This window comes from Streptomyces sp. NPDC005017 (assembly GCF_042873115.1).
Classification (GTDB): Bacteria; Actinomycetota; Actinomycetes; order Streptomycetales; family Streptomycetaceae; genus Streptomyces.
Genome location: NZ_JBIALD010000009.1, coordinates 78,181 through 90,729, shown reverse-complemented (window position 1 = coordinate 90,729; position 12,549 = coordinate 78,181). Strand labels below are relative to the sequence as shown.

General features: G+C 71.9%; 10 protein-coding genes and 1 pseudogene. 1 reads left to right on the top strand and 10 read right to left on the bottom strand.

The genetic code is table 11. The features are described from left to right. Positions 1-136: 136 nt before the first annotated feature. The 4 genes and pseudogenes from ACFYR0_RS15935 to ACFYR0_RS15920 all read right to left on the bottom strand — a co-directional run bounded on the left by ACFYR0_RS15935 (position 137) and on the right by ACFYR0_RS15920 (position 3,231). A complete protein-coding gene (locus ACFYR0_RS15935) occupies positions 137-1,774 on the bottom strand; it encodes a beta-N-acetylhexosaminidase (protein ID WP_389327264.1) in 1,638 nt (545 codons plus the stop codon). A 1-nt stretch (position 1,775) separates the two neighbouring features. Then, positions 1,776-1,970, bottom strand: a pseudogene (locus ACFYR0_RS15930) (carbohydrate ABC transporter permease); the annotation flags it as partial. A 371-nt stretch (positions 1,971-2,341) separates the two neighbouring features. Continuing rightward, positions 2,342-2,629 (bottom strand): DUF3039 domain-containing protein, encoded by a 288-nt coding sequence (locus ACFYR0_RS15925; RefSeq protein ID WP_389327261.1) that lies wholly within the window; start codon positions 2,627-2,629, stop codon positions 2,342-2,344. Between the two features lie 29 nt (positions 2,630-2,658). Next, positions 2,659-3,231, bottom strand: coding sequence for a YqgE/AlgH family protein (locus ACFYR0_RS15920; RefSeq protein ID WP_386379746.1), 573 nt, complete (start codon positions 3,229-3,231; stop codon positions 2,659-2,661). A gap of 243 nt (positions 3,232-3,474) precedes the next feature. On the opposite strand from ACFYR0_RS15920, the gene murA reads away from it, so the two are divergent. Next, on the top strand, positions 3,475-4,815 hold the full coding sequence (gene murA, locus ACFYR0_RS15915; protein ID WP_386379747.1) for a UDP-N-acetylglucosamine 1-carboxyvinyltransferase: 1,341 nt from the start codon (positions 3,475-3,477) through the stop codon (positions 4,813-4,815). Between the two features lie 183 nt (positions 4,816-4,998). Here the strand turns inward: murA and ACFYR0_RS15910 are convergent, their stop codons facing one another. From ACFYR0_RS15910 to ACFYR0_RS15885, 6 genes are all read right to left on the bottom strand, one after another. Beyond that, positions 4,999-5,280: an HU family DNA-binding protein gene (locus ACFYR0_RS15910; RefSeq protein WP_386379748.1), complete on the bottom strand. Its 282-nt coding sequence runs from the start codon at positions 5,278-5,280 to the stop codon at positions 4,999-5,001. Positions 5,281-5,821: 541 nt separating this feature from the next. Next, the gene (locus tag ACFYR0_RS15905) at positions 5,822-7,243 is read right to left on the bottom strand and encodes an NAD-dependent malic enzyme (protein ID WP_389327257.1); all 1,422 of its coding nucleotides are present in this window, start codon (positions 7,241-7,243) and stop codon (positions 5,822-5,824) included. Positions 7,244-7,607: 364 nt separating this feature from the next. Continuing rightward, complete coding sequence (locus ACFYR0_RS15900) at positions 7,608-9,905, bottom strand: HelD family protein (protein ID WP_389327254.1); 2,298 nt, start codon at positions 9,903-9,905, stop codon at positions 7,608-7,610. A gap of 60 nt (positions 9,906-9,965) precedes the next feature. After that, complete coding sequence (locus tag ACFYR0_RS15895; RefSeq protein ID WP_389327251.1) at positions 9,966-10,778, bottom strand: anti-sigma factor family protein; 813 nt, start codon at positions 10,776-10,778, stop codon at positions 9,966-9,968. Continuing rightward, positions 10,778-11,299, bottom strand: a complete 522-nt coding sequence (locus ACFYR0_RS15890; protein WP_389327248.1) for a sigma-70 family RNA polymerase sigma factor — start codon at positions 11,297-11,299, stop codon at positions 10,778-10,780. The genes ACFYR0_RS15895 and ACFYR0_RS15890 overlap by 1 nt, the downstream gene beginning before the upstream one ends. Positions 11,300-11,923: 624 nt before the next feature. After that, entirely contained in the window at positions 11,924-12,514 is a 591-nt protein-coding gene (locus ACFYR0_RS15885; RefSeq protein ID WP_389327738.1) for a CGNR zinc finger domain-containing protein, read from the bottom strand. Positions 12,515-12,549 lie beyond the last annotated feature (35 nt).

Below are 12,549 nucleotides of genomic sequence, written 5' to 3'. Positions count from 1 at the left end.
CATCATCGCAGGGGGCGGACGCGGGGGTCCGCTAGGAGGCATTCGCCCACCTCATCGAGGAGATGGTCCGTTTTCGCACGGCATCAGCGGTGCGTACGAATTGGTACTCCCTGGTGACATTGAGCCGCTTTTTTCATTATCGGTTCGGCGGCGGTCCCGCCAGCGGGCGGCCCGGGACACCGGGACGCCGCTGCCACGGCAGGGGCCCGGACGGTGGCCGGTAGCCGACGCCCAGGGCGTCCAGCCGCCGGTAGTGCGCGGTCATCCGCGCCTCGAACCCGGCGAAGTCCCGTTCCGCGGGGCCGGGCAGCGCGCTCCAGGCCACCTCGGCGAAGGCCGCGAGGCGGGGAAAGACCTGGTAGTCCACGCGCCCCTGGTCCTCCGTCACCTCGGTCCACACGTTGGCCTGGGTACCCAGCACATGACGCGACTCGGCCTCGGTGAGCTCCGGCGGAACGGGTTCGAAGCGGTACACGTCCTCCAGGGTGCGGACGTATCCGATGGGCACCGGTTCGTCCTCGCCGCCGTCCTGGCGGTGGTCCAGGTACACGTGCTGCTCGGGGCACATGACGACGTCGTGCCCGGCCCGCGCGGCGGCGATCCCGCCCGCGTAGCCGCGCCAGGACGACACGGCCGCGCCCGGCGCCAGTCCGCCCTCCAGGATCTCGTCCCAGCCGATGAGCCTGCGCCCGCGCGCGGCCAGCCACTGGTCGAAGTGCCCGACGAACCAGGACTGGAGTCCGTCCTCGCCCGCCACTCCGAGTTCCTCGATACGGGCCTGCGCGGCGGGTGAGGCCCGCCACTGGTCCTTGGGGCACTCGTCGCCGCCGATGTGCACGAACTCGTCCGGGAAGAGGTCCAGGAGTTCCGTGAACACCCCTTCGTAGAAGCGGAGGGTGTCGTCGGTGGGGGCGAGTACGTTGGGAGAGATCCCCCAGTCGTCCCAGACGGTCAGCGAGGCGGTGTCGACGACGTCGGTGTTGCCGAGTTCCGGATACGCGGCGATGGCGGCCTGCGAGTGTCCTGGTACGTCGATCTCAGGGACCACGCGGATATGCCGCTCGGCGGCGTGGGCGACGATCTCCCGGATGTCGTCCTGGGTGTAGAACCCCCCGTGCGGCTTCTCCTCCCACAGCGGCGAGGCGCGGTGGCCGAATTTCGTGCGGGAGCGCCAGGAACCCACCTCGGTGAGCCGCGGGTGGCGCCTGATCTCGACGCGCCAGCCCTGGTCGTCCGTCAGGTGCAGATGCAGCACGTTGAGTTTGTGCGCGGCCATCAGGTCCAGGTAGCGCAGGACGCCGTCCTTGGGCATGAAGTGCCGGGCGACGTCGAGCATGAGACCGCGCCAGCGGAAGCGCGGACGGTCCCGGACCTCGGTCAGCGGCAGCCGCCACCGCCGGCCCGGCAGGGGCGCGCGACGGAAGGCGTCCGGGCCGAGCAGCTGCCGCAGCGTCTGCGTGCCCCAGAACAGCCCGGCGTCCGACCCGCCGACGAGGTCGACACCGCGCGCGGTGACGGTGAGGCGGTAACCCTCTTCGCCCAGGTCCTCATCCGCCTCCGGGTCGACGGACAGGCGGACGACGTCGTCCGCCTCCGCAGGTCCGGGGGCCAGCGGGAGGCCGGTGGCCGTGCCCAGCGTGGCGCGCAGCAGGCGCCCGGCCCGTTCCGCGCCCTCCCCTGCGGCCAGCCTCGTGGCCGGCCCCAGTTCGAGGAAACCGGGTCCCCGGACCGTCACCGCGCCGGGCTCGGGAATCAGATCCGTCTGTGAAGTCACGTCAGTCCTTTACCGCCCCGCCCGGTCCGGGGACCAGACGCCGTTGTACGAGTACGGAGAACACCGGCACCGGAGCGGTCGTCACCGGGGAAGCCGCCATGACACCGCCCCGGTCGGGGTCGTCCGGTGTGCAGAACACGAGCAGCGCCGTCGGCGGCGTCGACTGCGCGGTGTCGCTGATGCGGATCGACACAGCCCCGTGCCCCTCCCGGGGGCTCCCGCCGAGTCGCGACTGGCCGCCGTCCGTGGCTGGTCGCGCCCACGCGGCGGAGCCGCGGATCGACACAGCCCCGCGCCCCTCAAGGGGTTTCCGCTCGAGCGCGGCTGCAAGTCGCCGTCGCCCTGCACAACACCGAGGAGGCTAGGGACTACCCGATCAGCTCCACAAGAGGTCTGAACCAGTTCGTGACATGCCGGGGCGACCGCCCGCCCGGCCCGGGACGGAAGGGTCCCCGGTCCCCGCCCCGCCCGCGACGGCCGGGGGCCCGGGCACCGGGACACACAAAGGCCCCCGGAGCGCGGCGCATCGCGCTCCCGGGGGCCTTCGGACGTTCGGCCGGGCCGGGACTACTTCTTGTCGCCGCCCTTGCCCTTGTCGTCCCCGCCGGCACCCATGGAGTCGTAGATCTCCTTGCACATCGGGCACACGGGGTACTTCTTCGGGTCACGGCCAGGCACCCACACCTTGCCGCAGAGCGCCACGACGGGGGTCCCGTCGAGCGCGCTCGCCATGATCTTGTCCTTCTGGACGTAGTGGGCGTAGCGCTCGTGGTCGCCGTCGCCGTGGGAAGTCTGCGGCGTGGGCTCGACGAGGGTCCCCGTACCAGTCCCGCGCTCGGGCTCGAGAGTGCTCATACGGCCAAGGGTACTGAAGCTCACAGGCATCAGTTGAGCGAAGGGTCGTCCGGGTACGTCGCCACCATGGCCAGTTCGCTGCGCTGGCGGCGGAGCACTTCGCGCCAGAGTCTCTCGGGGGCCGGGGAGGACACGTCGCCGGGCTCGGACTCGACGACGTACCAGGCGCCGTCGACCAGTTCGTCCTCCAGCTGGCCCGGGCCCCAGCCCGCGTAACCGGCGAAGATGCGCAGCGAGCCGAGGGCCGAGGCGAGCAGTTCCGGCGGGGCTTCCAGGTCGACGAGGCCGATCGCGCCGTGCACCCGCCGCCAGCCGAGGGGGGCGCCCTCGACGGCGGAGCCGCCGGGGATCACCGCTACGCCGAGGGCGGAGTCGAGGGAGACCGGGCCGCCCTGGAAGACGACCCCGGGCTCGCCCGTGAGATCCGCCCAGGCCTCCAGGATGTCGGCCACCCCGACCGGAGTGGGGCGGTTGAGGACGACACCGAGGGAGCCCTCCTCGTCGTGGTCGAGAAGGAGCACCACAGCACGGTCGAAGTTCGGGTCCGCCAGGGCGGGCGTGGCCACGAGCAGCCGCCCTGTGAGCGAGGACACCTCGGTCATGCCAGACATGATCCCGCATCTTGCCTCGGTGTGGAGGGCCAATCGCGCTTCGCGAGGGTGCGCAGCTCAGGGCAGAGGCGCGCGGTACGGGCGCACGGTGACCCCATGTGCCCGTGGCGAAACGGTTCGTGTTGTGACAAAGCCATGACCGTCCCGGGCCGTCCTCGGGCTTACGGACCCGGGGGCGACGGCGATTACTCTGTCTCTCTCTGGCCCTGCCCAACTCCACGGAACGCGAGATTCATGACCGTCAACGACGATGTCCTGCTTGTCCACGGCGGCACCCCGCTCGAGGGCGAGATCCGTGTCCGCGGCGCGAAGAACCTCGTGCCGAAGGCCATGGTCGCCGCCCTGCTGGGCAGTGCGCCGAGCAGGCTGCGCAATGTTCCGGACATCCGCGACGTGCGTGTCGTACGCGGGCTCCTCCAGCTGCACGGTGTGACGGTCCGCCCCGGTGACGAGCCGGGCGAGCTGGTGCTCGACCCGTCGCACGTCGAGAGCGCGAACGTCGCTGACATCGATGCCCACGCGGGCTCGTCGCGCATCCCGATCCTGTTCTGCGGCCCGCTGCTGCACCGTCTCGGCCACGCCTTCATCCCCGGCCTCGGCGGCTGCGACATCGGCGGCCGTCCGATCGACTTCCACTTCGAGGTGCTGCGGCAGTTCGGCGCGACGATCGAGAAGCGCGACGACGGCCAGTACCTGGAGGCCCCGCAGCGGCTGCGCGGCACCAAGATCCGGCTGCCCTACCCGTCGGTCGGCGCGACCGAGCAGGTGCTGCTGACGGCCGTCCTCGCGGAGGGCGTCACCGAGCTGTCGAACGCGGCGGTCGAGCCCGAGATCGAGGACCTCATCTGCGTCCTGCAGAAGATGGGCGCGATCATCGCGATCGACACCGACCGCACGATCCGCATCACCGGTGTCGACAAGCTCGGCGGCTACACCCACCGCGCCCTGTCGGACCGCCTGGAGGCCGCCTCCTGGGCGTCCGCGGCGCTGGCCACCGAGGGCGACATCTACGTCCGAGGCGCCCAGCAGCGCTCGATGATGACGTTCCTGAACACCTACCGGAAGGTGGGCGGTGCCTTCGAGATCGACGACGAGGGCATCCGCTTCTGGCACCCGGGCGGACAGCTGAAGTCCATCGCGCTGGAGACGGACGTGCACCCCGGCTTCCAGACCGACTGGCAGCAGCCGCTGGTGGTCGCCCTGACGCAGGCCACGGGTCTGTCGATCGTCCACGAGACGGTCTACGAGTCCCGGCTCGGCTTCACCTCCGCGCTCAACCAGATGGGCGCCCACATCCAGCTGTACCGCGAGTGCCTCGGCGGTTCCGACTGCCGGTTCGGCCAGCGCAACTTCCTGCACTCCGCGGTCGTGTCGGGCCCGACCCGGCTCCAGGGCGCCGACCTGGTCATCCCCGACCTGCGCGGCGGCTTCTCGTATCTGATCGCCGCCCTCGCGGCCCAGGGCACGTCCCGGGTGCACGGCATCGAGCTGATCAACCGCGGCTACGAGAACTTCATGGAGAAGCTCATGGAGCTCGGCGCGAAGGTCGAACTGCCCGGCAAGGTGCTCGGCTGACGGTCCGCGAACGCCGATGGGGCGGTCACCCGAGTCCGGGTGACCGCCCCATCGGCGTCGTTGAAGCGCCCTGGAACGGGCGCGGGGCCGAGTCGGCGTGCGGCTCCGCCGCGCGGACGCGGCAGGCCACGGACGGCCCGCGGTCGCCCGCGGTCGCCCCGCCGGAACGGCGCCGACGCCGCCTTACTGACCCTTGGCGGCTTCCTTGAGCTTGGAGCCCGCGGAGACCTTCACGCTGTAGCCGGCCGGGATCTGGATCGGCTCGCCGGTCTGCGGGTTGCGCGCGGTGCGAGCGGCACGGTGGGTGCGCTCGAAGGTGAGGAAGCCGGGGATGGTGACCTTCTCGTCGCCCTTGGCGACGACATCGCCGACGACCTCGGCGAACGCGGCCAGCACGGCGTCGGCGTCCTTGCGGGTCACCTCGGCGCGTTCGGCCAGCGCGGCCACCAGCTCACTGCGGTTCATGTTCTTACTCCCGTGTTCTTCTTGCCGTTGGGGCGTGCCACGCGGCGGAGCCGCAATCCGACACAGCGAAGCCGATGCTGCCAGGTTCCTCGGACAGTCCCCGGACCCGGGTCCGTCGTCGGACGCTCGCGCCCAGGCACGCATCCTGCCTCTACCTGCGGCGGTAAAGCCAATCCGGCACCCGCAGGAGTCGTGAGAACACCCTTGGGAGTCACACGACGAAGAGAGCCCGAGCCTGGCCGACACCCTAGAGGGAGTTCGGCCGGGCCCGGTTCCGCGACGCGCCGTGGAGTGGGCGTGGTGAGGTTCACAGCCGGTTCACGGCGCCGCAAGGCGTGCGCCACCGCCGCCACAGGGCCCTGTGCGGCCCGAACGCGGGCCGCCCGGCCTCGGACCGCCCGGCGCCCCGGTGCGGCGCCGCAGGCGCCCCGCGGGGGTTTCGGCCCTACCTCCCGGCCGTCCCCGGAGTTCCCCCGGAAGGTGTGCGCCGTACGGGTTCCGGGGCGGGGCGGCTCGTGGTGTGTCCCGCCGTGACGGGGGGTCAGCCGTGCTGGGCCGCGCCCGCCGCCCTGGCCGCCTCGCGCACCGCGCCCGCGACGGCGCCCGCGACCTTGTCGTTGAAGACGGACGGGATGATGTAGTTCGGGTTCAGCTCGTCCTCGCTCACCACGTCGGCGAGCGCCTTCGCGGCGGCGAGCATCATCTCGGTGTTGACGGTGCGCGACTGGGCGTCCAGCAGACCGCGGAAGACGCCCGGGAAGACCAGCACGTTGTTGATCTGGTTCGGGAAGTCGGAGCGGCCGGTGGCCACCACGGCGGCGGTCTGCCGGGCGATCCCCGGGTCCACCTCGGGGTCCGGGTTCGCGAGCGCGAACACGATCGCGCCGTCCGCCATGGCGGCCACGTCGTTCCCGTCGAGGACGTTCGGGGCGGAGACGCCGATGAAGACGTCGGCGCCGCGCACGGCCTCCTTCAGGGTGCCCGTGAGGCCCTCGTGGTTGGTGTTGTCGGCGATCCAGCGCAGCGGGGAGTCCGCCGGGGCGTCCACCAGGTCGGCCCGGCCGGCGTGCACCACGCCGTGGATGTCGGCGACGACGGCGCTCTTCACACCGGCCGCGAGCAGCAGCTTGAGGATGGCCGTACCGGCCGCGCCGGCGCCGGACATGACGACCCGGATGTTCTCGATGGCCTTGCCGGTCACGCGCAGGGCGTTGGTCAGCGCGGCCAGGACGACGATCGCGGTGCCGTGCTGGTCGTCGTGGAAGACGGGGATGTCGAGGGCCTCGCGCAGCCGGGCCTCGATCTCGAAGCAGCGGGGCGCGGAGATGTCCTCGAGGTTGATGCCCGCGAAGCCGGGGGCGATCGCCTTGACGATCTCGACGATCGCGTCGGTGTCCTGGGTGTCCAGGCAGAGCGGCCAGGCGTCGATGCCGGCGAACCGCTTGAACAGGGCCGCCTTGCCCTCCATGACGGGCAGCGCGGCCTTGGGACCGATGTTGCCGAGGCCCAGCACGGCGGAGCCGTCCGTCACGACCGCAACGGAGTTGCGCTTGATGGTGAGGCGGCGGGCGTCCTCGGGGTTCTCGGCGATCGCCATGCAGACGCGGGCCACGCCCGGGGTGTAGATCATCGAGAGGTCGTCACGGTTGCGGATGGGGTGCTTGGACGCCATCTCGATCTTGCCGCCGAGGTGCATCAGGAACGTACGGTCGGACACCTTGCCGAGCGTGACGCCCTCGATGCCGCGCAGCTGCTCGACGATCTCGTCGGCGTGCGCCGTGGAGGAGGCCGCGATGGTGACGTCGATACGGAGCTTCTCGTGACCGGACGCGGTGACGTCGAGGCCGGTCACCGAGCCTCCGGAGGACTCCACGGCGGTGGTGAGCTGCGATACGGCGGTTCCGCTCGCGGGCACCTCCAGCCGGATCGTCATCGAGTAGGAGACGCTGGGCGCCGTTGCCATGGCCGACTTCCTCTGCTTTCACCGTGTCGCGAAGTTGCCGTCCGATCGTCGCACCTACCAACGGGTACGCGGTAGCCGCCTTGAGTTGCGGACGTTTTGTTCACGGGGTAGCCAATACTTCGGAAAACCTATTCCACGATACGAGAGTCGATCTCCCGGTGCCACCCAAGACGAAGAGGCCCACGTCACATCGGACGTGGGCCTCTCCTACGTTCATGACACCGACCCGCCATGCTCGCCTCGCGGCAAGTGGTCGCTCGCAGCGACTAAGGTTGGGCCCGGGGGCTTGGATCGAGCCGGTGTCACGCCAAGGCTAACAAACGGATCCCGCGGGGCCATTCCCGTCCGGCAAAAGATCCCTCGGTCAGTCCCGCAGCAGGTCCGGCACCCCCGCGGCGTCCGGCTCGTCCCGCTCCGCCGACACGACCGTCAGCTGCTGGGTCGCCCGGGTGAGGGCGACGTAGAGCACCCGCAGCCCCGCCGGGGACTCGTCGGCGATCTCCGCCGGCGAGACGACCACCGTCGCGTCGTACTCCAGGCCCTTGGCCTCCAGGCTGCCGAGCGCCACGACCCGGTCGCCGAGTCCGGCCAGCCAGCGCCGCGCCTCCTCGCGCCGGTTCATCGCCACGACCACGCCGACCGTGCCGTCGACCGCCGCCAGCAGCCGCTCGGCCTCCGCCCGCACGCTGTCGCCCAGGGAGTCCCCGGCCACGGCGAAGCGCGGCACGACGCCCGTGGACCGCACGGCGGAGGGGGACTCGGCGCCCGGCATGGCCAGGGCCAGCACCTTCGCCGCCAGCTCGGCGATCTCCGCGGGGTTGCGGTAGTTCACCGTCAGCTCGAAGCGGCGGCGTGGGCGGGTGCCCAGGGCCTCGTCACGGGCCTCCGCCGCCTCGTCCGGGTCGGACCAGGAGGACTGGGCCGGGTCACCGACGACCGTCCAGGTGGCGTGCCGGCCGCGGCGGCCGACCATGCGCCACTGCATCGGCGTGAGGTCCTGCGCCTCGTCGACGATGACGTGGGCGTACTCGACGCGCTCCTGGGCCAGCCGCTCGGCGCGCTCGCGCTGCGACTCCTCGCGCACCGGCATCAGCTCCTCCAGCCCGGAGAGCTGGTCCAGCGGATCGAGCTCGCGCTTCTTGCGGGGGCGGGCCGGGGCGCCGAGGATCGCCTGGAGCTCGTCCAGCATGGCGATGTCGTGCACGGTCAGGCCGTCGCGCCGCAGCGAGCGGGCGACCCGGCGGACCTCGCCCGGGTTGAGGACGCGCCGGGCCCAGCGGCCGAGGCGCCGCTCGTCGGCCATGGCCGCGAGCACGCCCCGGGGGTTGAGCTCCGGCCACCAGGCGTCCAGGAAGGCGATGAAGGAGTCCTCGCCGGTGACGTCCTCGTCGAAGGAGGAGCGCAGCTCGGCGGCCAGCTCCGGGTCGGTGTGCCGGCCCGCCGCGCCGGACCGCTCCCACAGGGCGTCCAGCAGCAGCTTGCGGGCCCGCGGACGCAGCAGGTTGACGGGGGCCGTGCCGCTCAGCGCGATACGCCGGACCTGCTCCAGGTCGGCGGCCTCCAGCTCCAGCCGGCGGCCGAAGGCGACGACGCGCAGCCGCTGCGGGGAGTCGTTCAGCTCGAGCGCGCCGCGCGCGGCCTTCCGCAGCACCCTCAGCATCCGGTACGACCCCTTGGCACGGGCCGTGGCCGGGGCGTCGTAGAGCGTGGCCTCGGCGCCGTCGACGAGCGAGCCGATCGCCCGGATGGCGACCTGGCCCTCCTCGCCGAGGGAGGGCAGCACGCCCTCGGTGTACGCCACCAGCAGCGGGGTCGGGGAGACGATCAGGATGCCGCCCGCGTAGCGCCGCCGGTCCTGGTAGAGCAGGTAGGCGGCCCGGTGCAGGGCGACGGCGGTCTTGCCGGTGCCCGGTCCGCCCTCGACGTACGTCACGGAGGCGGCGGGCGCGCGGATCACCAGGTCCTGCTCCGCCTGGATGGAGGCGACGATGTCGCGCATGGTGTGGCCGCGGGCCTGGCCGAGGGCGGCCATCAGGGCGCCGTCGCCGATGACCGGCAGTTCGGCCCCGTCGAGGAACGCCCTCAGCTCGGGGCGCATCAGGTCGTCCTCCACGCCGAGCACCCTGCGGCCCTTGGAGCGGATGACCCGGCGGCGTACCACCCGGCCCGGGTCGACCGGCGTGGAGCGGTAGAAGGGGGCGGCGGCGGGCGCCCGCCAGTCGATGACCAGCGGCGCGTAGTCCGCGTCGAGCACGCCGATCCGCCCGATGTGCAGGGTCTCGGCGATGTCGGCGGTGCTGTCCGGCCGTACGGCGCCCTCGGCGGGCTCGACGGCGGTGTAGGCGCCGTCCGGCCCCTTCTTGCCGTCCCTGCCGAGCAGCAGGTCGATCCGGCCGAACAGGAAGTCCTCGAACTCGTTGTTCAGCCGGTTGAGATGGACACCCGCCCGGAAGACCTGTGCGTCGCGCTCGGCGAGCGCGCCGGGGGTGCCGACCTGACCGCGCTTGGCCGCGTCGTTCATCAGGAACTCGGCCTCGTGGATCTTCTCCTCGAGACGCCGGTAGACCCGGTCCAGATGTTCCTGTTCGACGCTGACCTCCCGGTCCCGGACCGAGTCCGGAACCGGGTCGAGCGCGGTCTCCTGTTGAGCCTGTGCGGCCACCGGGCCCCCTTCTGACGTGCTGGGCAGCCGTCAACCGTACGCGAAGGGGACCGCCGTCGGCTACGCGTCGACCTCCACGAGACGCTTGCCGTCGAAGGTCATCACCTCGAAGTGGTCGATCTCGTTCGGGTCGAAGGCGGCTCCGCCGTGGACGTAGAGCGGCTGGCGGGCCTGCTCGGCGGCCGAGTCGGGGATGCCGTAGCCCCAGTTCGGGACGGCCCAGGAGGTGACCGTCTCGCGCTCGCCGTTCTTGCCGACGGCGATCAGGGAGCACTTCTGCGGGCCCTTGACGTTCTTCAGCTCCAGCACGGCGTGCGTGCCCCAGGCCTTCTTCTCCAGTGCGACCGTGGCGCTGACCTGGGTGGCCGGGTCGGTGGCCCGCAGCTTGTCGTGCATGACGTCGAAGGCCTCCTTGGCGGGGCTGGAGGCGTGTGCCTCGACGTTGGGGCCCGTGTCGCCGCCGGAGGTCGCGACCGCCACCAGGGGGCCGCCGATGATCAGCGCGGCCGCCGCCGCGACGAGGTAGAAGCCGCGCCTGCGCTTCTGCGCGCGCCGCTCGGAGACCTCGTCCACCAGCCGTTCCACCAGACGTGGGCTGGGCCGGGCCGACAGCGACTCGCCGATCGCGGGCGTGCCGGTGCCCGGCAGATCCGCGAGGGCGGCCAGCATGGGCTCCATCCCGGCCAGCTCGTCGAGCTGCTGGCCGCACCATTCGCAGCCTGCCAGGTGAGCCTCGAAAGCGGTTGCTTCGGCGTCGTCGAGAAGCCCCAGCGCGTAGGCGCCGACGGTCTCGTGTTCGTTCGGGCCCTGTGATCCCTGCATGGGACCAGGATGTCCGCTTCCGCCCGGGCCGAATCCCCCGTAAGTGCTCATCACGCCGTCACCCCCCGCTCCTCCAGTGCCAGCTTCATCGACCGCAGGGCGTAGAACACCCGAGAGCGCACCGTGCCGCTGGGTATACCCAGCGTCGCCGCCGCCTCGTTGACCGTACGCCCCTTGAAGTACGTCTCGACGAGCACCTCCCTGTGGGCCGGGGTCAGGTCGTCGAGAGCGTCGGACAACGTCATCAACCACAGTGCCTTGTCGATCTCGTCCTCCGCGGGGATGACCTCCAGCGGCGACGGATCGACCTCCTGCGGCCGGGCCTGCCGGCTGCGGTGGCCGTCGATGACGATGCGGCGCGCGACCGTCACCAGCCAGGGGCGTACCGAACCGGTCGCACGGTTGAGCTGACCGGCGTTCTTCCAGGCACGGATGAGCGTCTCCTGCACGACGTCCTCGGCGCGCTGCCGGTCGCCCGCGACGAGGCGCAGCACATACGCGAGGAGCGGTCCGGCGTGCTCCTGATACAGCGCGCGCATCAGCTCCTCGTCAGGTTCCGAGGACTGGGACATGCGATGTCGGGCCCTCGTTCCACGTTCTTTGGCCACGGCCGCATCCTTGCGCACGCCCACCTCCGGTGTCCGGGGGTTCCCCCAGTCGGTCGCTCGACACCGGGTACGGACGCGGGCGCGGGTGTGTTCAAAGCGCGGCGACAGTTTTCGGCGGCGCCGGGCGACGAGAAGGACATGCGGGCACATTCCCGCCACATTTTCTTCACATTTCCCGGAGTTGGGTTCGGGGAGTGTGACGGAGGCCACGGGGTGGGGCGCGAGGGGCGGGGGTGGCCGGATGTGACGAGAGTCTCGTGCGAGAGGGGCGAACTGGGGATGTGACGAGGCGAGTCGGGGCTCTGACCTGCGGGGTGGGATTCGGCCGGGTTGGGGCTTTCGCGGCTGATGGGCGGCGAACGGGGTGCGGGGGCGGGCGAGTCGGGGGGTGTGGGGTGGGCGAGTCGGGGTGCGGGGTGGGTGAAGTGGGCCGGGTCGGGGCGTGGGGTGGGGCGGCTTGGGGTGGGGCGGGGTGGCGTGGGATCGGCCCAGCCGAGTCGTGGGGTCGGCGTCGTCGAGTCGTCGGGTCGACCTCGTCGAGTCGTCGGGTCGGCCGAGTCGAATCGCGGGAGGGGGCGAGTCGGGGCGTCACGTGCGGGTGAGGGCGGCGCGGCGGCGGTGGCGGGCGACCCGCTCCCGGTTCCCGCACACCTCGCTGGAGCACCAGCGCCTTCTGCGCCCCCGGGACGTGTCGACGTACACGAGAGGGCAGTTGTCCCCGGCACACCGCCGCAGCGCGGCCAACGCCACCGGGTCGGTGAGCAGTTCCACGGCGTCCCGCGCCACGGCCCCCACCAGCTCGGCGCATTCGGGCCGTCCGTCCAGCGCCCGTACGAGGCTGCCGTCGGCCGCGCGTACGGCGTGCGGTGCGGGCGGCGAGGGACGGGCCAGATGGTTGAGGCGCACGAGGGCGGGTTCGTGCGCGGGTCTCCCGGCGAGCTGGGCGTCGACCAGCGGCAGGACGACCGCCCGCAGTTCCCGGAACTGCGCGGCCCACCGCGCGTCGGCGTGCTCGAGCCGGGTCTCGCGCGGGACCAGCCCGCTGCCCGTGATCCAGGCCCGCAGCGGCTCCGCCGAGCCGAGGCGTTCGTGCGGGTGGAAGGTCGCCAGCAGATCGAGACAGATCCGTCCGGCGTCGAAGCGGGGCTCGGGAGGAGCCGTGGGTGTACCCGGGACCACTGCCATGCGCCAGTCACCGCCTAGCGGTTGGAACA

Coding starts and splice junctions, on each gene's coding strand:
- ACFYR0_RS15895 (WP_389327251.1), bottom strand. CDS start 10,778: ATGAGCACTTACGGGGGATTCGGCCCGGGCGGAAGCGGACATCCTGGT.
- ACFYR0_RS15910 (WP_386379748.1), bottom strand. CDS start 5,280: ATGAACCGCAGTGAGCTGGTGGCCGCGCTGGCCGAACGCGCCGAGGTG.
- ACFYR0_RS15920 (WP_386379746.1), bottom strand. CDS start 3,231: ATGACCGAGGTGTCCTCGCTCACAGGGCGGCTGCTCGTGGCCACGCCC.
- murA (WP_386379747.1), top strand. CDS start 3,475: ATGACCGTCAACGACGATGTCCTGCTTGTCCACGGCGGCACCCCGCTC.
- ACFYR0_RS15905 (WP_389327257.1), bottom strand. CDS start 7,243: ATGGCAACGGCGCCCAGCGTCTCCTACTCGATGACGATCCGGCTGGAG.
- ACFYR0_RS15890 (WP_389327248.1), bottom strand. CDS start 11,299: ATGTCCCAGTCCTCGGAACCTGACGAGGAGCTGATGCGCGCGCTGTAT.
- ACFYR0_RS15925 (WP_389327261.1), bottom strand. CDS start 2,629: ATGAGCACTCTCGAGCCCGAGCGCGGGACTGGTACGGGGACCCTCGTC.